The 21011-nt window shown below is 62.2% G+C and carries 18 protein-coding genes; 9 read left to right on the top strand and 9 right to left on the bottom strand.

Annotated elements, in window-relative coordinates; translation table 11 throughout:
• Positions 1-67: 67 nt before the first annotated feature.
• Positions 68-1162, bottom strand: a complete 1095-nt coding sequence (locus ASC86_RS03340) for a polyamine ABC transporter substrate-binding protein (RefSeq protein WP_056315970.1) — start codon at positions 1160-1162, stop codon at positions 68-70.
• Positions 1163-1502: 340 nt separating this feature from the next.
• On the opposite strand from ASC86_RS03340, the gene ASC86_RS03345 reads away from it, so the two are divergent.
• Complete coding sequence (locus ASC86_RS03345; RefSeq protein ID WP_056315974.1) at positions 1503-2456, top strand: fatty acid desaturase family protein; 954 nt, start codon at positions 1503-1505, stop codon at positions 2454-2456.
• Here the strand turns inward: ASC86_RS03345 and ASC86_RS03350 are convergent.
• Positions 2450-3859, bottom strand: coding sequence for an XRE family transcriptional regulator (locus ASC86_RS03350; protein WP_056315977.1), 1410 nt, complete (start codon positions 3857-3859; stop codon positions 2450-2452). The genes ASC86_RS03345 and ASC86_RS03350 overlap by 7 nt on opposite strands.
• A gap of 228 nt (positions 3860-4087) precedes the next feature.
• On the opposite strand from ASC86_RS03350, the gene aceA reads away from it, so the two are divergent.
• Together aceA and ASC86_RS03360 are read left to right on the top strand one after the other, a co-directional pair.
• Positions 4088-5377, top strand: a complete 1290-nt coding sequence (gene aceA / locus ASC86_RS03355; RefSeq protein ID WP_056315979.1) for an isocitrate lyase — start codon at positions 4088-4090, stop codon at positions 5375-5377.
• Positions 5378-5601: 224 nt separating this feature from the next.
• Entirely contained in the window at positions 5602-5841 is a 240-nt protein-coding gene (locus tag ASC86_RS03360; protein WP_056315982.1) for a hypothetical protein, read from the top strand.
• A 61-nt stretch (positions 5842-5902) separates the two neighbouring features.
• On the opposite strand, the gene ASC86_RS03365 is transcribed toward ASC86_RS03360, so the two are convergent.
• Complete coding sequence (locus ASC86_RS03365) at positions 5903-6769, bottom strand: LysR family transcriptional regulator (protein ID WP_056315987.1); 867 nt, start codon at positions 6767-6769, stop codon at positions 5903-5905.
• Between the two features lie 118 nt (positions 6770-6887).
• On the opposite strand from ASC86_RS03365, the gene ASC86_RS25545 reads away from it, so the two are divergent.
• Positions 6888-7037, top strand: coding sequence for a hypothetical protein (locus ASC86_RS25545; RefSeq protein WP_156386884.1), 150 nt, complete (start codon positions 6888-6890; stop codon positions 7035-7037).
• Between the two features lie 54 nt (positions 7038-7091).
• Here the strand turns inward: ASC86_RS25545 and ASC86_RS03370 are convergent, their stop codons facing one another.
• The 3 genes from ASC86_RS03370 to ASC86_RS03375 form a co-directional block, all read right to left on the bottom strand.
• Positions 7092-9620, bottom strand: coding sequence for a HAMP domain-containing methyl-accepting chemotaxis protein (locus ASC86_RS03370; RefSeq protein ID WP_056315990.1), 2529 nt, complete (start codon positions 9618-9620; stop codon positions 7092-7094).
• Positions 9621-9932: 312 nt separating this feature from the next.
• The gene (locus tag ASC86_RS25550) at positions 9933-10070 is read right to left on the bottom strand and encodes a hypothetical protein (RefSeq protein ID WP_156386885.1); all 138 of its coding nucleotides are present in this window, start codon (positions 10068-10070) and stop codon (positions 9933-9935) included.
• Positions 10071-10259: 189 nt separating this feature from the next.
• A complete protein-coding gene (locus tag ASC86_RS03375; RefSeq protein WP_056318191.1) occupies positions 10260-11444 on the bottom strand; it encodes an NAD(P)/FAD-dependent oxidoreductase in 1185 nt (394 codons plus the stop codon).
• A gap of 156 nt (positions 11445-11600) precedes the next feature.
• Between ASC86_RS03375 and ASC86_RS03380 the strand changes: the two genes are divergently transcribed.
• The 5 genes from ASC86_RS03380 to edd all read left to right on the top strand — a co-directional run bounded on the left by ASC86_RS03380 (position 11601) and on the right by edd (position 18776).
• A complete protein-coding gene (locus tag ASC86_RS03380) occupies positions 11601-13037 on the top strand; it encodes a glutamine synthetase family protein (RefSeq protein ID WP_056315993.1) in 1437 nt (478 codons plus the stop codon).
• Between the two features lie 14 nt (positions 13038-13051).
• Positions 13052-14338: an FAD-binding oxidoreductase gene (locus ASC86_RS03385; RefSeq protein WP_056315996.1), complete on the top strand. Its 1287-nt coding sequence runs from the start codon at positions 13052-13054 to the stop codon at positions 14336-14338.
• A gap of 283 nt (positions 14339-14621) precedes the next feature.
• On the top strand, positions 14622-16097 hold the full coding sequence (gene zwf, locus ASC86_RS03390; RefSeq protein ID WP_056316000.1) for a glucose-6-phosphate dehydrogenase: 1476 nt from the start codon (positions 14622-14624) through the stop codon (positions 16095-16097).
• Positions 16098-16106: 9 nt separating this feature from the next.
• Entirely contained in the window at positions 16107-16805 is a 699-nt protein-coding gene (gene pgl / locus ASC86_RS03395; RefSeq protein ID WP_056316004.1) for a 6-phosphogluconolactonase, read from the top strand.
• 150 nt (positions 16806-16955) lie between these two features.
• Positions 16956-18776 (top strand): phosphogluconate dehydratase, encoded by a 1821-nt coding sequence (gene edd, locus ASC86_RS03400; RefSeq protein WP_056316009.1) that lies wholly within the window; start codon positions 16956-16958, stop codon positions 18774-18776.
• A 140-nt stretch (positions 18777-18916) separates the two neighbouring features.
• Here the strand turns inward: edd and ASC86_RS03405 are convergent, their stop codons facing one another.
• From ASC86_RS03405 to ugpC, 3 genes are all read right to left on the bottom strand, one after another.
• Complete coding sequence (locus ASC86_RS03405; RefSeq protein WP_056316013.1) at positions 18917-19282, bottom strand: GFA family protein; 366 nt, start codon at positions 19280-19282, stop codon at positions 18917-18919.
• A 92-nt stretch (positions 19283-19374) separates the two neighbouring features.
• Entirely contained in the window at positions 19375-19779 is a 405-nt protein-coding gene (locus tag ASC86_RS03410; RefSeq protein ID WP_082509851.1) for a hypothetical protein, read from the bottom strand.
• A gap of 120 nt (positions 19780-19899) precedes the next feature.
• Complete coding sequence (gene ugpC, locus ASC86_RS03415; RefSeq protein WP_056316016.1) at positions 19900-20988, bottom strand: sn-glycerol-3-phosphate ABC transporter ATP-binding protein UgpC; 1089 nt, start codon at positions 20986-20988, stop codon at positions 19900-19902.
• Positions 20989-21011: the final 23 nt, after the last annotated feature.

Below are 21011 nucleotides of genomic sequence, written 5' to 3' on the forward strand. Positions count from 1 at the left end.
CCTTTTCCAGGGCCCCTTAAGGAACTGCCCGGATTTTTGAGGTCCGGGCAGTTCGTCTGTTCCACTGTTACTGGCCGGTGACGACCTTGGTCCACATGCGGGTCAGAGCGCGCTGCTCCTTGGCGCTGAACGGTGTGACCGTGAAGAGCTTGCTCATCACATCCGCCGGCGGATAGATCGCCGTATCGTCCATGACATCTTTGCTGATGAACTGCTGGGATGCCTTGTTGCCGTTGGCGTAGAACACGTAGTCGCTGGCCTTGGCCACGACTTCCGGCTTCATCATGTAGTTGATGAAGGCGTGCGCCTCTTCCGCATGCGGGGCATCGGCCGGGATCGCCATCACGTCGAACCACATCTGCGCGCCGGTCGGCGGGATCGAGAAATCGACCTTGACGCCGGCATCGGCTTCGGCCGCGCGATCACGCGCCTGGAAGACGTCGCCGGAATAGCCGATCGCCAGGCAAATATCGCCGTTGGCCAGCGCATTGATATATTCCGAAGAGTGGAACTTGCGCACGTAGGGGCGGATTTTCAAAAGCGCCTCTTCCGCCTTGGCAAGGTCTTCGGGCGCGTGGCTGTCCGGGTTCAGGCCGAGATAGAGCAGAACGGAGGGCACCACATCGGTCGGGGAATCCAGGATGTGAATGCCGCAATCCTTGAACTTGGCGGCGACTTCGGGCTTGAACAGCACGTCCCAGGTCGGCTTCTCGTCGGTGCCGAGGATCGCTTTCACCTTGTCGACATTATAGCCGATGCCGGTCGTGCCCCACATATAGTCCACGGCATATTCGTTGCCGGGGTCATAGGTGGCGACGCGGTTGGTGATTTCGTCCCACATGTTGGAGAGATTGGGCAGCTTCGACTTGTCGAGCTTCTGGAAGACGCCGGCAGCGATCTGGCGCTGCAGGAAGGTCGCGGTCGGCACGACCACGTCGTAACCCGAGCCGCCGGCAAGCAGCTTGGTTTCCAGCACTTCGTTGGAATCGAAGACGTCGTAGACGACCTTGATGCCGGTTTCCTTGGTGAAATCTTCGAGAATGCTGGCATCGATATAATCGGACCAGTTGAAAACATTGACCACGCGCTCCTGTGCGCTGGCAATGGAGGCCGATCCGGCAAGGATCAGCGCAGCAAAAGCTGTAACGATCTTACGCGACATAAAATTCCCCTTGGTTTTTTTGGTCCGCTTCCGGCAAGCCGCGCGCCGGGCAGTCCACTCTATGCGCCGGCTGAGGTTAGGCATGTTTTTGCACAACCACAAGCGCTTTTCGGCGCATCGTCCCCGTCTTCAGGCGCGTATCAATTTTAGCAAGCTCTTCAAAAAATGTATGTTTCGGCATCGCGACATCGAGGCCTTCCGGCAGGGGCGCCGCCGCCCTCGCATGGTTAACCATATCTTTACATCGCTCTTTAGTCGCCGCGTTTACGATTGATTAACCCTGATCGGGATGGCACCTTGCGGCCGTCTCCAGTGTGCCTGCGTTTCGGAGTGTTTTGCCATGGCAAGGAAATCCCAGTGGATCGATCCGCGTGAATTGAAGCGGCTATCGGTGCTACAGCCCCACCGGACCCTTCTTGCCATCAGTGTCGACTGGGCGCTGATCGCCGCGGCGATCGCCTTCAGCAAATATATGCAGCATCCGCTCGCCTATATCGCCGCCGTCATGGTAATCGCGGGCCGCATGCATGCCTTCGGCTGCCTGCTGCACGAGGCCGCCCATTACCGCATCATTCGCGACCGCAAGGCGAGCGACCGGCTGAGCGATTTGCTGCTTGCATGGCCGATCCTCGCCACCGTCGACGGCTACCGGATGAACCACCTCGCCCACCACCAGCACACCAATACCGAGGACGATCCCGACTGGTCGTCGAAGCAGGGTATGGCGCAGTTCACCTTTCCGCAAAAGCTCTGGCGCGGCGTGGTGCAGCTGCTCGGTTATCTCTTCGTGGTCAATTCGATCCGCGACATCATCCATGTTTCCAAGCGCATCGGCGAAAATGACCGCTCGACCCGCAGCTACAAAATGCTGCGCGTCGGTTTCTATGTGGTGGCCGGCGTGATCTTCTCGGTGTTCGGGCTGTGGCAGGATTTCGCGGCCTACTGGGTCGTGCCGTTCCTCACCTTCTTCTGCCTGTTCCTCTATGTACGCAGCGTTGCCGAGCATTTCGGCAGCATGGATTATTCCGATGAACTCGGCAGTTCACGCACGGTCTATCCCTATCTCTGGGAAAAGCTGTTCTTTGCGCCGCACAACATCAACTTCCACCTCGAGCATCACCTCTATCCCGGCGTGCCCTATTACAACCTGCCGGAACTACATGCCGTGCTGATGAAGAACCCGGTCTATGCCGCCCGCGCCCATATCACCCGCGGCTATACGACCGGGCTGCCTTCGGAATGCTTTGCCACCGAAGCGCCGCTGCTGCCGAGCCATCACCCCGTCAGCTATTGAAAATCGAAGGCGCTGAAGCCGGTCACCATTTCATCGAGGCCGAGTGGCCGGGTGACCGGCGGCTCGGCCCGCGCCAGACAGCCCTGCCGCTCGCAGAGACGGCAGGCCGTGCCCGCGGCGACCGTCGCCAGCGGGCTTTCGCCATAGACGGTCTCGGAGGCATGGCTGGCATCGCAGCCGATCAGCAACGCCGTGCGCCGCACCCGCTCGCCAAAGCCCGCCTGCGGTCCTTCTATGGTGCGCGAGACGACCAGAAACTCGCCGCCGCCAAAGATATCCGCCCGCTCCGCCAGCACCTGCCCTGGCTGGGCGAAGGCGGAAAAGACATTGAGCTTGGGGCAGTTGCCGCCGAAACGGGCCTTGGGAAAACCCTGCGCGCCGGAGAGGCGCAGACGGTTTCCAGCGCTGTCGATTTCCATCAGGAAGAACGGGATGGCCGTTGCCCCCGGCCGCTGCAGCGTCGTCAGCCGATTTGCCGCCTGTTCGAAGGACACGCGGAAGCGGGCGGCCAGCGCCGAAAGATCGTATTTCAGCCGCTGGGCTGCGGCGAGGAAACTGCCATAGGGCATCATCAGCGCCAGCGCCGCGACACGGGCAAGCTCGAAGCGGGCGATACGGCGGGCCTCGCCCGATGACAGAGACAGCCGGTCGAGTTCCTTCGACACCGCTTCATGGAAGGCGATCTGCGCCGTCTCCATGGCGATCTCGCGCAACTGGTCTTGCAGCGACAGCCGCTCCGACAGGAAAAGCCGCATGGAATGGCGGTCGAAGCGGCGGCGCAGGTCGGGCATGACATGCACCGGCAGCGTGCGGATCGTCATGCCGTGGGTCTTGCGCAACCACTCTTTCAATGCGCCGCCGAGATCGTCCGCCGGGGCGAGCGCTGTGTGAAAGGCCTCGGCCGCCGCCTCGATATCCTCGAAATAGCCGGAGCGCGCCTCAAATACGTCGCGCACCTCGTCGGCTGGCAGGCGGGCGCCGGACAGGGCCGTGATATGCCCCTCCTCCGCCAGAAGCCCGCTCAGGTCCTTTAGCCGGGAGGATTGCTCGCGATAGGCGCGGTAGAGCTTGAGGATGCCGTTCGCGACATTCGGCGCGGCCTCCGCCACCTCGATCAATTCCTGATCGCCCGGCAGCTCTCCCGACAGCAGCGGATCGGAAAACATCGCCCGCAATTCGGCGATATTGTCGGAGGTTTCGCCGCGCAGCTCGTCGAGATCGAGCTTGTAGACCGAAGCGAGCTTCAGCAGCAGCTGGACGGTGAGCGGCCGCTGGTTGCGCTCGATGAGATTGAGGTAGGACGGCGAAATACCGAGCGCTTCGGCCATGGCCGTCTGCGTCTGCCCCTGGGCGTTGCGGATGCGCCGGACGCGGGGGCCTGCGAAGATCTTGTTTTCCGCCATTGTCAAAACCTTTTACAAAATCGACCGCATCGGCAAATTTACATTTTTTACAAAATTACAAGATTATCTTGTCAAAGGCAATACAGGATAACCTCTTTCCATCGCAGGATAAATCCATTTCTCTCGCACCTGCGAAAGGGATGATGTAAACAATATGACACGTCCAGAGGACAAACGAATTCACTTTCGGCCAAGGCCGAAGCTGACGCAGACAATGAGGAGAGAGTTATGACTGATTTTTACAATCTCGTTCCCAGCGCACCGCAGGGCCGCTTCGATGGCGTCGAACGCCCCTACACGCCCGCAGACGTCCTCAAGCTGCGCGGCTCGGTCCAGATCAAGCATACGCTGGCGGAAATGGGCGCCAATCGCCTGTGGAAGCTCATCCACGAGGAAGACTTCGTCAATGCGCTCGGCGCGCTCTCGGGCAACCAGGCGATGCAGATGGTACGTGCTGGCCTGAAGGCGATCTATCTCTCGGGCTGGCAGGTTGCCGCCGATGCCAACACCGCCTCGGCCATGTATCCCGACCAGTCGCTCTATCCGGCCAATGCCGCACCGGAGCTTGCCAAGCGCATCAACCGCACCCTGCAGCGCGCCGACCAGATCGAGACCGCGGAAGGCAACGGGCTTTCGGTCGATACCTGGTTCGCGCCGATCGTTGCCGATGCCGAGGCCGGTTTCGGTGGCCCGCTCAATGCCTTCGAGATCATGAAGGCCTTCATCGAGGCAGGCGCTGCCGGCGTTCACTTCGAAGACCAGCTGGCCTCTGAAAAGAAGTGCGGCCACCTCGGCGGCAAGGTCCTGATCCCGACCGCGGCCCATATCCGCAACCTCAACGCCGCGCGGCTTGCCGCCGACGTCATGGGCACCCCGACGCTGATCGTTGCCCGCACCGACGCGGAGGCCGCGAAGCTTCTCACTTCCGATATCGACGAGCGCGACCAGCCCTTCGTCGATACGGACAAGGGCCGCACGGTCGAAGGCTTCTATCAGGTCAAGAACGGCATCGAGCCGTGCATTGCCCGCGCCATCGCCTATGCCCCGCATTGCGACCTGATCTGGATGGAAACCGGCAAGCCGGACCTCGAACAGGCCCGCAAGTTCGCAGAAGCCGTGCACAAGGCGCATCCGGGCAAGCTGCTCGCCTATAATTGCTCGCCGTCGTTCAACTGGAAAAAGAACCTCGACGATGCAACGATCGCCAAGTTCCAGCGCGAGCTGGGAGCGATGGGCTACAAGTTCCAGTTCATCACGCTCGCCGGCTTCCACCAGCTGAACTTCGGCATGTTCGAACTGGCCCGCGGCTACAAGGATCGCCAGATGGCCGCCTATTCGGAGCTGCAGGAGGCGGAATTCGCAGCCGAAGCCAACGGCTACACCGCGACCAAGCACCAGCGCGAAGTCGGCACCGGCTATTTCGACGCGGTGTCTGTCGCGATCACCGGCGGCCAGTCGTCGACGACCGCCATGCACGAATCGACCGAACACGAACAGTTCCGCCCGGCGGCGGAGTAACCCTCAGTCGTCCCTCTCCCGCCTGCGGAGAGAGGGCTAGGGTGAGGGGCAAAAAGCTCCGGCATAGACAGATGCCGCGGCGCCAGCCCCTCATCCGGCCTATCGGCCACCTTCTACCCGCAGGCGGGGAGAAGGGAGATGCCGCACCATCCGTGGTCCCTCTCCCTCGTGGGGAGGAACCTGAAAAGCTCAATTCAACAACCCCCGAAAAGAGGAGAAATGCCATGACAGTCCAGACCCGCGTCAAGGAACGAGCCGAAGAACAGGCATCCGCCATGACCCCCGATCAGCAGGCCGCTATCCGCTCCGTTGCCAACGACCTGCACCGGCTGAACCACGCCGTGATGAAGGCGGTCGAGGCCGGGGTTTCCGTCGAACTCGTCCGCTCCGCCCGCCACCATGGCGGCGCCGGAAACTGGGGCGACCTGCTGATCCCGGTCATCGTGACGCAGAGTCGGGGCTGACCCTCGGTCCCTCTTCCTCCAGCAAAGCCCCCGGTGCCCTGCCGCCGGGGGTTTTGCTTTTTCAGAGCGCCCGGCTCGGGCGTTTTCCGGCGAAGATATCGGCGTGGCTTTTCAGAAGCCTGGTCATGCGATCGGCCACCGTGCGGATATCGCGGCGGTGGCGGTCGTCATTGTTCATGACGATCCATTGCCGGTGGGAGAGCGCCGGGATTTCCTCGCCCGCCCGCTCCAGCTCCGGGTCGAGATCGCCGACGAAGCAGGGCAAGACCCCCTGCCCGGCACCGGCGCGGATGAGGTCTAGCAACGAACGCGGTCGGGTGGCGGAGACGACGATGCGGTCTGCGGCGTTCTGGTGCGGCCAGCGCAGATAGGTCGAGATCGCCTCCTCCTCGCTGACGGCGACGATGCCGTCCCGCGGCATGTTGCGGCGGCGGTAGAGTGCATAGGCCACGAGGCCGACCGGGCGTGCTGCGAGATTGGGTTCCTCCGGCTCGAAGGCGCGGATGCCGATATCGACCTCGCGATAGGCGAGATTGGCGCGGCTTTCACCGATGCGCAGGTCGATGCGGAACGGATCGCGCTCGTTGCGGATCGCGGCGAAGTTTTCCGACAGCAGCCATGCAATCCAGGTGCCGGCGGCGATCCTGACCGTCGTCTGCCCCTCGGCCTCGCGGTGCCAGTGGTCGAGCTTGCGGGCCGCCGCCTCCATCTCCTGTAACTGGTCGAACAGGGCGCGGCCATCGGCCGTCAGCGCATAGCCGGTCTGGCTGCGCAGGAACAGCGAACGGCCGGTCTTCTCCTCCAGTTCCAGCATGCGGCGGCCTATGGTGGCGGGGCTGAGCCCCGTCGCCTGTGCCGCCCCCGTCAGCCCGTTGGTGCGGGCGACGACGAGGAAAGCCTTGTAGATGTCCCAATCGATGTCTTTCATAATTGAAAAATAGTATCTGATTTATTGCGTATGTAAATCAAAAATAGCTCGATACCTTTTCAGCGTTCTCAAGAGCTTTCCGTCCGCGGAAAGCGGCCGAATGCGAAAGGAAAAAGCGATGAACGACATGATCGCAATGGCTGTGATGACTGACCAGATTGCCCGGCACTACGAAATGCGCCGTCAGCGTTGCGCCGAGCCGGAGGCGCGGGGTATCCGCTTCAAGCGCAAACTGCGCCGGCTTGCCGTCCTCTTCACTCGCCCCTGAAATGCAAATGCCCGGCACGATGGCCGGGCATTTTCGTGAATGAATGCAGACTTCTCAGGCGGCGCGGGTGTACCCCTGCGAGGCGCCTTCCGGCTCCAGCCGGAACTGCTCCACCAGCATCATCAGCGTATCGGCCTGATTGGCAAGCGAGCGGCAGGCATTGGTCTGCTGGTCGACCATGGTGGCGTTCTGCTGGGTCATCTGGTCCATCTGGTTGACGGAGCCGTTGACTTCGGCAAGCGCCGCCGCCTGATCGCGGCTGGCGGTGGCCATCATCTCCACATGGTGGCTGACGGTGACGATCTGCTGGCTGATCGAGGCGAGGACGGCGCCCGTCTCCTGCACCAGATGCGAACCGGCGCTGACCTCCTGCGTCGATTTCTCGATCAGCCCCTTGATCTCGCGGGCGGCGGCGGCCGAACGCTGGGCGAGTTCACGCACTTCCTGCGCCACGACGGCAAAACCCTTGCCCGCTTCGCCGGCCCGCGCGGCCTCGATGCCGGCATTGAGCGCAAGCAGGTTTGTCTGGAAGGCGATGTCGTCGATCACCTCGATGATCTGCTCGATCTGGCGCGATGCGCCTTCGATGCGGCCCATGGCCTCAATGGCATTGCCGACGACGGCTGCGGAACTGTCGGCACTGCGCTTCGTCTGGACGACGACCGTGTTGGCCTCATGGGCGCGCTCGGCGGACGAACGGACCGTGGTGGTGATCTGGTCGACGGCGGCGGCGGTTTCCTCCAGCGAAGCGGCCTGCTGCTCCGTGCGTTTGGAGAGTTGGTCGGCAGAGTGGCGCATTTCGCCGCCGCTGCGCTGGATCGACATCGCATTGCCGCGGATCTGGCCGAGCGTGTCCTGCAGACGGGTCAGCGAGACGTTGAAATCCTGACGCAACTGTTCGAGGCGGCCGGTGAACGGGGTTTCGATCTGGCGCGACAGGTCACCGGCGGCAAGGCGGCCGAGGCCCGCTGCCAGCGCATTGACGGCGAAGTCGATCTGGCGATCGGTTTCGCGTTTTTCGGCATCGTTGCGCGAGCGTTCGGCTTCGGCAGCGGTGCGTTGCTCCTCGCTCTCGGCCTCGATGCGGATTTTCGAAAGCGCATTTTCCTTGAAGATGCCGAGTGCACGGGCCATGTCGCCGATTTCGTCGCGGCGGGCTTCGCCGGAGATATTGGTATCGACGAAACCATCGGCCAGCTTGCGCATCGCCGTTGTGATCTGGCCGATCGGGCCTTTCAGCGTCAGCACCAGCGCGCCGCCGGCAACGAGCGCGATGACGATGCCGAGCACGGTTGCGAGCACCGAGACCTGATTGGCCTTGTCGCGCTCGACACCGGCGCTATTCTTCTGCTCTTCGGCGAAATCGCTGAGCTGGTTCCAGATCAGGTCGATGGCGGTGCCGGCCTCGGTAAACTGCTGCGACCGCTTGGCGCTGGTATCGACCAGAGCGGCGCTGTCGTCTTCCATTTTCTTCAAGGCCGGCACGAGGGCGTCGGCCACCTCATCGAAGAAGGTAAGGCCGCTGGCGCTGCCGCGAAGAGCCTGCATGTCGCTTTGGACGATGGCGATTTCGCTCAGCAGCCTCTTGCGGTTGTCATCGGAAGTGACGCCGAGGAAACGGGCGGACGCGATCTGGATCGCATAGATGGAGTTCACCAGCTTGCGGGTAGCAAGCAGGATCGCCTCGGAGCGGATGATCGGCTCGTCGAGTTCGCCGAAGATGCGGGTGGCTTCGCGCATCTTTTCACCGGCGGCACCCGAAAGCTGGATCGACACCTGGCGGAAGCGCGAGACGCGGCGGGTGATTTCCGGCACGGTGATATCAGCCGGGTCGGTGGAGGAGAGGTAACCGGAAAGCTCGGTCGCCGTCTTCTTGATGGTTTCGGCAACGACCTTCTGCGATTTCGGTAGCACGGTCGCAATCGAGCGCTCGGTCTTGTTGATCTGGGGGAAACGCTCCTTGACCAGTTTCAGCTGGTCTTCCGGCGTCGCCGCCCGCGAATAGTCGGAGCCGAAATCGGCGAAGAACTTGCTGGCGACGGTCAGCCGATCGGCTTCGCGCAACATGCTCTTGGCGGTGTTCTCGTCCTGACGGACGGCGCGCTGCATCTTGGTGGCTTCCTCAAGGATTTTCACCTGCTCACCGGCGAGGAAATTGAGGTTCTTGCCCATGGCCTCGCGCAAGGCGACTTCGCCGACATAAAGCTGCCAGAGGCCGTCGATGCGAGCTTCCACATCCTGGGTCCTGGCCTGCGCATCGACAAGCTTGGTCTTGTCGGCATGAGCGTCGAGGCCGTCGACGGTATCGGCCAGCACTTCCTTCTGGGCGGAAAGCTTGGTGTAGACGCCGTCGCGGTTTTCCTCCGTCGTGTGCTGGAGAAACTGGCTCATGCCGGCGTAGACGTCCTTGAAGCCGTTCAGGGATTGCAGGACGCTGTTGGAAATTTCCATACGGCCCTGCAGCAATCCCGACGCATAAAGACCGGTGATGCCGACGGCACAGATGCTGACGACGAAGGGCAGGATGAACAAAAGCACCTTCGTCTGGATTTTGAAGCGGGCAAGAATTCTGTCGATGAACATGGCACACCCTGGCTTTCAGCCTGCACCCGCCCCTCCCCGATCCTCTTTGGGATCTTCCTACGGTGGCTGGCAAACTGGTGATTTGAACACGAACATGCGGGGAATAGCCGCCAGTCTGCCGGGGCACTCATTGCTATGCGGCGCAACCTTCGGGTTGCCCGCCGTTGCAGACTCCTGATGAAGCCAGTTTTTAACGACAAGGATTAATTTTAAATAAAAAGTACGATTAAATCGTTTGATGCCGCGTTTCAGCGGCAAAAGCCGGGTAAACAAAGGCCGCGGGGACTGCCGGCCGAGCCGGAACAGGCGCTTTTAAAGCGCCGAGAAAGCGGCAAGGGCAAGAACGGCGAAGGCAGCGAGAAGCGATGCCGTGGCGATCACGACGTTTGCGGTCTTGTCCTCTGCCTTGGCGATGGCGATCGCACGGGCTTTGCGGCGGTTCTCGGTCATCACGTCAGATCCTTTCGCATCAAAAGCAACAATAGACCCGGTCGATCCGGTTGGCCAGCCCACATCATGTAAAGATCGGCAGAGGAGAAGAATGTTTTCCTCTTACCCCTGTAAAGGGCCGGCCGATCCTGCCGGTCAAAGACGACGTTCCGGCATATCCCTTAACAACGGCTGAAGATGCCGGCTTTTTCAGGCGGCTTGCCCGGCAGCAAAGCCGGATGCCCAGGCCCACTGGAAATTATAGCCGCCGAGCCAGCCGGTGACATCGACGCATTCACCTATGAAGTAAAGCCCCGCGACGGTGCGCGCCTGCATCGTGCGGGAATCGAGGCCGAACGTATCGACGCCGCCGAGCGTCACTTCCGCTGTGCGGTAGCCTTCGGAGCCGGCTGGCTTGATGCGCCAGTCCGTGAGGCCACTACAGAAGGCGTCGATGGCCTTGTCGGAGAGATCGGCGAGCGTCTTTGCAGAAAGCCCGGCGTTTTCGACGAAGAACTGGGCGAGCCGCTTCGGCAGATGTTCGGCAAGCACGGTCTGCAGTGCCTGTTTGCCCTGCCCGCGGCGGGCATCCTTGAGCGTCTGGGCGATATCCGTGCCGGGCAGAAGCCGGATGCCGATCTCGCCGCCCTCGCGCCAATAGGAGGATATCTGCAGGATGGAAGGGCCGCTCAAGCCGCGATGGGTGATGAGCAGAGCCTCATCGAAAGCGGTCTTGCCGACGCTGGCGCGTGCCTCGACGGCAACGCCCGAGAGGGAGCCAAGCCGTTCGAGTTCGGCGGGATCGAGCGTCAGCGGCACGAGGCCCGGCCGGGTCTCGATAAGGGAGAGGCCGAACTGCTCGGCGACCTTATAGGCAAAACCGGTGGCGCCCATCTTCGGGATCGACTTGCCGCCGGTCGCGATGACCAGCGAGGTGCAATCGATGCGGGCGCCGGAGGTGGCGATGCGAAAGCCGCCCAAGCTCTTCTCTACCGCCTCGATCGATGTCGAGAGGCGCAGCACGGCGCCCGCCGCCTTCATCTCCGTCAGCAGCATGCGGATGATGTCCTTGGCGCTGTCGTCGCAAAACAACTGGCCGAGCGTCTTTTCATGCCAGGCGATGTTGTGACGCTCGACGAGGCCCAAAAAATCCTGCGGCGTGTAGCGGGCGAGCGCCGACTTGCAGAAATGCGGATTGGACGACAAAAAAGCCTTCGGCCCGGCATGGATGTTGGTAAAGTTGCAGCGGCCGCCGCCGGAGATGCGGATCTTTTCGCCCGGTGCCTTCGCATGGTCGAGCACGATCACCCGGCGGCCACGCTTGCCCGCTTCGATCGCGCACATCATGCCCGCCGCACCCGCGCCGATTATCGCCACATCGTAATTTTCGTTCACCGCCACACCCCGTTTTCCCTTCCTTCGACGTCCAGCCCACGAAAGTCAATCCGGCGGAAAAATGCGCAAAAAGCCCCTCCGGGGACCCGGAAGCCCCCCTAGCCAATTGCCAAACTCCGGCTATGATGCCGTATCCGAACCCAAACCCGGTGATTTATGCCCGCTACGAGAAACCTCGCCCGTCAGACAGAAAAGCATGTAAAGACTTCGAAAATACCCGCAGCCCTGCAATCCCCCCGAGGGGTCAAGACCTGGAAGGAAGCCGTCGACTGGCTGAAAATCCGAGGCATTGAAGACATCGAATGCATCACCCCCGATATTGCCGGCGTGCCGCGCGGCAAGATGATGCCCTCCTCGAAATTCACTTCCAACACATCGCTTGCCCTGCCGTCGGCGATCTATCGCCACACGATTTCCGGCGAGTATCCCGAAGAAACCGGCAACTTCCGCTATGACAGCCGCGACAGCGACATCAAGCTGGTGCCCGACCTTTCCACCCTCTCCATCGTTCCCTGGGAAACCGACCCGACGGCGCAGGTGATTTGCGACATCGCGGGTTCATCAGGCGAAAACGTGCCCTATACGCCGCGCAACGTGCTGAAGCATGTGCTCGATCTCTACCAGCAGCGCGGCTGGAAGCCGGTGGTGGCGCCGGAAATCGAATTCTACCTCGTCGCCAAGAACGACGACCCGGACTATCCGCTGCGCCCGCCGACAGGTCGCTCCGGCCGCTCCATTCAAGGGGGCCAGGCCTATTCGATCGCCGGCGTCAACGAATTCGACGAACTGATCGACGACATCTACCACTTCTCCGAAAAGCAGGGGCTGGAGATCGACACGCTGATCCATGAAGAGGGTCCGGCGCAGCTCGAAATCAACCTGCGCCATGGCGATCCGATCGAGCTTGCCGACCAGGTGTTCCTGTTCAAGCGCACGATCCGCGAAGCGGCGCTGAAGCACGGCATCTATGCCACCTTCATGGCCAAGCCGATGCAGGGGCAGCCGGGTTCGGCCATGCACATCCACCAGTCGGTGGTGGAGATCAACACCGGTCGCAACCTGTTTTCCAATGCCGACGGCTCGGCCTCGAAGGAGTTCTTCTCCTTCATCGGCGGCATGCAGAAATACGTGCCGAAGGCGCTGTCGATGATGGCGCCCTACGTGAACTCCTATCGCCGCCTGACGCCGGATATGTCGGCGCCGGTCAACAACGCCTGGGGCTACGACAACCGCACCACCGCCTTCCGCGTTCCGGTTTCGGAACCGGCAGCGCGGCGCGTCGAAAACCGGCTGCCAAGCTCGGATGCCAACCCCTATCTCGCCCTCGCCGCCTCTCTCGGCTGCGGCTATCTCGGAATTGTGCAGGGACTGGAGCCATCCGCCCCCTCCGACGACAATGTCAACGAAGGCGCGATCGAACTGCCGCGCGGCCTTCTTGAAGCCGTGTCGCTGCTGGAATCCGAGCCGTCCTTTGACGAGGTCTTCAGCGCCGAGTTCATCGCCATCTATGGCGGCGTGAAGCGCGGCGAGTTCGAGACCTTCATGCAGGTGATCAGCCCCTGGGAGCGGGAATACCTGCTGCTCAACGTCTGACGGGAGGCTTATCCATGGCATGGCAAAGCCCGATCTCGCCGGGGATTTCCTGGTATGAGGACGATGTTGCCGAGCGGCCGGACTATCCGGCGCTCAGCGGCTCCACCGAAACGGATGTCGCCATTATCGGCGGCGGCTTCACCGGCCTGCAGGCCGCCTACAATCTGGCGAAGAACGGCGTGCGCGTCACGCTGGTCGAAGCCTATCGCTTCGGCGACGGGGCTTCCGGCCGCAATGGCGGACAGCTCGGCACCGGTCAACGCTGGTGGCCGGAGGAGGCCGAATCCTCCCTCGGCTACGAGCGCTCCAAAGCGCTGTTCGACATGGCCGAGAATGCCAAGCGGCACCTGCTCGATTTCGCTGAAACCCATGGCATCGATATCGACTATTCGCCCGGCCAGCTTTCCGTCTGCCACAAGAAGGGGATGGAAAAATACTACCGGGCCAATGCCGAGATCGCCGCAAGCCGCTACGACTATCCGCATATCAGCTTCATGGACGGCAGGGAGACGGCCGAGCGGCTGGGCTCGACGCATTATCTTTTCGGCGTGCGCGATACAGGAACCGGCCATATCCAGCCGATGAAGCTGCTGGTCGGCCTTGCGAAACAGGCGCAGGCCGCAGGAGCTAATATCCATGAGCGCACCAAGGCGCTGAAGATCGACCGGCAGGGTGGCCGCATCGTCATCGAGACCGACCACGGCACCATCCGCGCCGACCGCGCGCTGATCGCCTGCAACGCCTATATCGGCAATCTCGAACCGATCACCGCCAATCACGTGATGCCGATCCGCTCCTTCATCGGCGCGACCCGGCCGCTCGACGATTTTCCGGCGGTGATTCCCAGCGGCGAATCGGTGGCGGATTCCCGTTTCGTCGTGCGCTATTTCCGCCGGCTGAAGAACGGCCGGCTGCTTTTCGGCGGACGCGAGGCCTATACGGCCGACAATCCGCGCGACATTTCAGACCATATCCGCCGGCAGATCGCCGAGATCTATCCGAACCTTGCCAATATCGAGATGACCCATTCCTGGGGCGGCTCGGTCGGCATCACCTTGCCGCGCGAGCCCTTCGTGCGCGAGGTCATGCCGGGGGTGACCTCCATCGGCGGTTATTCGGGCCATGGGGTGATGCTGTCCAACTATTGCGGCAAGCTCTATGCCGATCTTGTTTCCGGCAAGACGACGGAACTCGAACTTTATCGCGAGCTGAATATTCCGGGCTTTCCGGGCGGGCCGAAATTCCGCTCCGTGCTTCTGTTTTTCGCCCTCAGTTGGTATGCGTTGCGCGACAAATTCTGACGGGACGGTCTTGCTCCGTCGCCCCCTCTCCCCGCCTGCGGGGAGAGGGTTAGGGTGAGGGGCAAACCTCATCCGTGAAGGCCCCTCATCCGCCCTGTCGGGCACCTTCTCCCCGCAAGCGGGGAGAAGGAAGATGCCGCGCCTTTCGCCATCTGCGGTCAGCGTCTTTTTGCCGGCGGCAAAGGCAAAAACCGCCCGATCCGCATTTTATTGCGTCGCACACTAGCGCTTTTAAATCGATTAGATTATATAGCCCCCAGACGAACAGAGATTGGGAAACCCCATGAGCAGCCAGATCATTCCTGTCGAGCCCTTTGACTATGTCGTATTCGGCGGCACGGGCGACCTCGCCGAGCGCAAGCTGCTGCCGGCCCTCTATCACCGCCAGCTCGACGGCCTGTTTTCCGAGCCGACCCGGATCATCGGCGCTTCGCGCAGCACGCTGACCAACGAGGAATACCGCAAGTTCGCCGATACCGCCCTCAAGGAATATCTGAAGGAAGGCGAGTATCAGGAAGACCAGGTCAAGGCCTTCATCAACCGGCTGTTCTACGTGCCGGTCGATGCCAAGTCCGACCTCGGATGGGACAATCTGAAGGCCCTGCTGGACGAAGGCAAGGACCGCGTGCGCGCCTTCTATCTCGCCGTCGCCCCCGGCATTTTCGGCGATATTTCCGAGCGCATCCGCGACCACAAGCTGATCACAAAATCGACCCGCATCGTCGTCGAAAAGCCGATCGGCCGCGACCTTGCTTCGGCGCTGGAACTCAACGACACGATCGGCAAGTTCTTCCGCGAAGACCAGATTTTCCGCATCGACCACTATCTCGGCAAGGAAACGGTGCAGAACCTGATGGCGCTGCGCTTTGCCAATGCGCTCTACGAGCCGCTGTGGAATGCCGACCATATCGACCACGTGCAGATCACGGTCGCCGAATCCGTCGGCCTCGAAAGCCGCGCCGGTTACTACGACAAGGCCGGCGCGCTGCGCGACATGGTGCAGAACCACATCCTGCAGCTGCTCTGCCTCGTTGCCATGGAAGTGCCGCCGTCGATGAACGCGGAAGCCGTGCGCGACGAGAAGCTGAAGGTGCTGCGCGCCCTGAAGCCGATCAATGCCAAGAATGTCGAGAAGCTGACGGTGCGCGGCCAGTACAAGGCCGGCGCCTCTGCCGGCGGCGCGGTCAAGGGCTATCTGGAAGAGCTTGAAGGCGGGGTTTCCAACACCGAGACCTTCGTTGCCATCAAGGCCGAGATCGGCAACTGGCGCTGGGCCGGCGTTCCCTTCTACATCCGCACGGGCAAACGTCTTGCCGGCCGCATGTCGGAAATCGTCATCACCTTCAAGTCGATCCCGCATTCGATCTTCGACGACGCCGCCGGCCGCATCGCCCAGAACCAGCTCATCATCCGCCTTCAGCCCGATGAGGGCGTCAAGCAGTCTTTGATGATCAAGGACCCCGGCCAGGGCGGCATGCGGCTGCGCAACGTCTCGCTCGACATGACCTTTGCCGAGGCCTTCAAGGCCCGCACCGCCGATGCCTATGAACGCTTGCTGCTCGACGTCGTCAGGAACAACCAGACGCTGTTCATGCGCCGCGACGAAGTGGAAGCCGCATGGCAGTGGGTGGACCCGATCCTGAAGGCCTGGGACGATGTCGGCCAGCAGCCGCAGTCCTACACGGCCGGCACCTGGGGGCCGAGCCAGGCCATCGCGCTGATCGAGCGTGACGGCCGCACCTGGCACGAAGTGATCTGAGGAGCGATCATGGGGGAGGTTTTGCATACATACGAAAACGGCGCAGCGCTGGCTGAAGGGCTCGCCGACGCCGTCGCCAAGGCGCTTTCGAACGCGATTGCCGCCCGCGGCACGGCAACGCTGGTCGTCTCCGGCGGCTCGACGCCAAAGGCGTTTTTCCAGATGCTGTCCACCCGCGCGCTCGACTGGCCGAAGGTCGTGGTCACGCTGGTCGACGAGCGCTTCGTGCCGCCGGAAAGCGATCGTTCCAACCACAAGCTGGTGATGGACAATCTGCTGCGGAACGCAGCAAGCAGCGCCCGCTTCCTGCCGCTCTACCATGCGGCGGCCGATGCGGAGCAATCCGCCCGGCTTTCGAGCGAGGCGACCACCACGCTCGGCGCGCCCTTCGACGTGGTGATCCTCGGCATGGGAACGGACGGGCACACCGCCTCGTTCTTCCCCGGCGGCACGCGCCTTGCCGAAGCGCTTGACGCCGCGACCCCGCGTGGGATCATCACCATGGAAGCCGAAGGAGCGGGCGAGCCGCGCCTGACATTCACATTCTCCAGCCTTCAGGATGCCGGGCTTCTGATCCTGCATATCGAAGGCAACGGCAAGAAGGATGTTCTTGCCAAGGCGAAAGCGCCCGGAGACGAGGCGGAAATGCCGATCCGCGCTATATTGCGCCGGGCCGCATCGCCGTTGCAGGTCTACTGGGCACCCTGACGCCCCTCCGGGACCCAAGACCCGGAAGCGTCATCTCCCGGCTGCGCGGAAGTCGCGCAGCCTTTTCGAAGTGTCGCGACGCCATCTCGCGTTTTCGATGATGCAGGCGCCGCAAAGCCAAGGAGCGAAACGCTCCGGAACAGGATTGCCATGGCCGTCGATTCCCGCATTGCCGCCATCACCGCCCGTATCGTCGAGCGCTCCAAGCCCTATCGCGAGCCCTATCTGGAGCGCGTGCGCAACGCCGCCGCCAAGGGCGTGCACCGCTCTATTCTCGGCTGTGGCAACCTCGCTCACGGCTTTGCCGTCTGTTCCCCCTCGGAAAAGGCCGCGCTGGCGGGTGACACCGTGCCGAACCTCGGCATCATCACCTCCTATAACGACATGCTCTCGGCGCATCAGCCCTTCGAGACCTATCCGGCGCTGATCCGCCAGGCGGCGCATGAAGCCGGCGGCATCGCGCAGGTCGCAGGCGGCGTGCCCGCCATGTGCGACGGCGTCACGCAGGGGCAGCCGGGCATGGAGCTGTCGCTGTTTTCCCGCGACCTGATCGCCATGGCGGCCGGCATCGGCCTGTCGCACAATATGTTCGATAGCACGGTCTATCTCGGCGTCTGCGACAAGATCGTGCCCGGCCTGATGATCGCGGCGATGACCTTCGGCCACCTGCCGGCCGTGTTCATCCCCGCCGGCCCCATGACCACGGGCCTGCCCAACGACGAAAAGGCCCGCGTGCGCCAGCTTTATGCCGAAGGCAAGGTCGGCCGCGACGAGCTGCTGGAAGCCGAATCCAAGTCCTATCACGGCCCCGGCACCTGCACCTTCTACGGCACCGCCAACTCCAACCAGATGCTGATGGAGATCATGGGCTTCCACCTGCCCGGCGCCTCCTTCATCAATCCGGGCACACCGCTGCGCGATGCCTTGACCAAGGAAGCGACCAGGCGGGCGCTTGCGATCACCGCTCTCGGCAACGAGTTCACGCCGGCCGGCGAGATGATCGACGAGCGCTCGATCGTCAACGGCGTCATCGGCCTGCATGCCACCGGCGGCTCGACCAACCACACCATGCACCTCGTCGCCATGGCCCGCGCCGGCGGCATCGCGCTGACCTGGCAGGATATTTCGGAGCTTTCCGACATTATCCCGCTGCTTGCCCGCGTCTACCCGAACGGTCTTGCCGACGTGAACCATTTCCACGCCGCCGGCGGCATGGGCTATCTTATCAGCCAACTCCTGAAAGGCGGCCTGCTGCATGACGACGTGCGTACCGTCTACGGCCAGGGGCTCGATGCCTACGCAATCGACGTCAAGCTCGGCGCCAATGGCGGCGTGCTGCGCGAACCGGCACCGGAACACAGCCACGACCCGAAGGTGCTTGCCACCGTCGAGCATCCGTTCCAGCACACCGGCGGCCTGAAGATGCTTTCCGGCAATCTCGGCAAGGCGGTCATCAAGACATCCGCCGTCAAGCCGGAACGCCATATCATCGAGGCTCCGGCCAAGATCTTCCATGACCAGTCGGAGCTGCAGGCGGCCTTCAAGGAAGGCAAGCTGGAGGGCAATTTCATCGCCGTCGTGCGCTTCCAGGGTCCGAAGGCCAACGGCATGCCGGAACTGCACAAGCTGACCACCGTGCTCGGCATCCTGCAGGACCGCGGCCAGACGGTGGCGCTGGTGACGGACGGCCGCATGTCCGGCGCCTCCGGCAAGGTGCCGTCGGCGATCCACATGACGCCGGAAGCCAAGGATGGCGGCCCGATCGCCAAGGTGCGCGAAGGCGACATCATCCGGCTGGATGCCGTTGCCGGCACCATCGAGGTGCTGGGCGACCAGCAGGAATTTGCGGCACGCGAGGCGGTCACGGCCGATCTGTCGCACAATGAATTCGGCATGGGCCGGGAGTTGTTCGCGCCGTTCCGCGCGATTGCGGGAACTGCGGATCATGGGGCGAGCGTGCTGTTTCACTGAATGCCGAGACCGCAGCATTTTGCGGCATCACCCCCCTCTGTCAGCGCGAGAGGCAGCCTCCTGCCAATCTCCCCCCTTGAGGGGGAGATGCCCGACAGGGCAGAGGGGGGTGAAGCGGCCTGCTCGACGCCAACCGCCCCCTACGGCAACGGCCCAGGGTGCATGTCCCGACGGCCGTCATAGCGTTCGATCTTCAGTTCGAAGAGATCGATATGCTCGATGCAGCGCGCATTGACGGAAACCTTGTCGCCGGGATAGCCGGTGCGCAAGAGTGCGACACCGCAGGTCGGGCAAAAATGATGACCCTCGGTGACGCAGCGCCAGACATAGGTGGACATCCGCTTCTTTTCGCCGAGCAGCGTGATGCGGTCGGCGGGGATTTTCCAGTGCAGGAAACCGGAGCGCCGGCAGGTCGAGCAATTGCATTCGATCAGGTCTTCGAGATCGGCATCGACCTCGAAGCGGATATCGCCGCAATGGCAGGAAAGCCTGTAGGGTTTTTCCATGCTTGATCACCCCGCTGCAACACGCCATCCATGACATCCGCCCGGAAGCGAAAGAGTCAAGCGCCAGCTGCATCAATCGGGAAAATCGAACCTCAGCCGTAAATATCGAGCACGCGGTTGCGATGATTGGGGTGCGTCGAATAGACGAAGATGCGGTTCAGATCGCGGTCGCTGATCAGCCGCAGGAAGCGGGCTTCCACCACGTTGTTGGCGTGAACGCGCTTGACGAGGCAGCCGACCATGCCGATGCGGGCGCTCGGCACGTCGAGATAGAAATTCTGCGGCAGCTTGAACTGGGTCGGCATCGTCAGCACGGCGCTGCTCTTGGAAATCTTGATGATTTGGCAGCGGCGGGAGGACAGATTGGTCATCCCGTTTTCGGTATATTCGATCCGCGCATCGTTCATCGTGTCTTCCATCGGGAAGTTTGCTTCCCGATCATACATGAACGACTCTTCCTTGCTGAGGTAAGTCGGGCGATCGACTGCGCCTGCCATTTCCGTGTCCCCTTCCGTTTGATCCCACTCAATATTAGGAGGTGAGATTTAACAGAGGGTGAGTCGCCATCAAAAAAGCCGCCGATTTTGCCAGCGGCTTTTCAGGAAAATTGCATGAAATCAGCGGCGGTAGGTCTTGCCGGCCTCATCGAAGAGATGAAGCTTCGCCCTGTCGGCGGTAAACCGTACCTTGGCGCCGCGCTTAACATCAAGAATACCGGGCACCTTGGCGATGATCGGCTCATTGGCGACAAGGCCTTCGATATAGAGCAGCGTCACCTCGCCCAGCGCCTCGATGATCGAGACCGTGCCTTCAAACAGGAAATTCTCGCCTTCGGCAATGCGCAGATCCTCCGGGCGTACACCGAAGCTTGCCGACTTGCCGGTTTCGGCGGCTGCCGTCGGGATATCCAGCGTGTCGCGTTTACCGCCCACCAGCTCCACCGTCGTCTGCTGGCCGGTCGCAACGATCTTGGCCGGGATGACGTTCATGGCAGGTGAGCCAATGAAGCGGGCGACGAACAGGTTTGCCGGGCGCTCGTAAAGATCGAGCGGGGCGCCGACCTGTTCGATATGGCCGGCAGAGAGCACGACGATGCGGTCGGCAAGCGTCATCGCTTCCACCTGGTCGTGGGTGACGTAGATCATCGTCGTGTCGGCCATGGCTTCCGAGAGCTTGGCGATCTCGATGCGGGTGGCGACGCGCAGGGCCGCGTCGAGGTTCGACAGCGGCTCGTCGAAGAGGAAGACCTTCGGGTTGCGGCAGATGGCGCGGCCGATAGCGACGCGCTGGCGCTGGCCGCCGGAAAGGGCTTTCGGCAGGCGATCGAGATATTTGGTGAGCTGCAGGATGTCGGCGGCCGAGCGCACGCGGCGGTCGATCTCTTCCTTGCTCTCCTTGGCGATGCGCATGCCGAAGGCCATGTTGTCGTAAACGGTCATATGCGGATAGAGCGCATAGGACTGGAACACCATGGCGATACCGCGCTTCGACGGCGGTACATCGTTGACGCGCTCGCCCTCGATGAACATGTCACCGCCGCTGATTTCCTCAAGACCGGCGATCATGCGCAGCAAGGTCGATTTTCCGCAGCCCGAGGGGCCGACGAAAACCACGAATTCGCCCTTCCTGATCTCCAGGTCGATACCGTGGATCACGTCTACCGCGCCGTAGGACTTGCGGATATTCTTCAGCTCAAGACCTGCCATGCCATCCTCCCCTTCATTCCCGA

Origin of the sequence: Rhizobium sp. Root1212 (genome assembly GCF_001424985.1) — a bacterium.
GTDB lineage: Bacteria > Pseudomonadota > Alphaproteobacteria > Rhizobiales > Rhizobiaceae > Pararhizobium.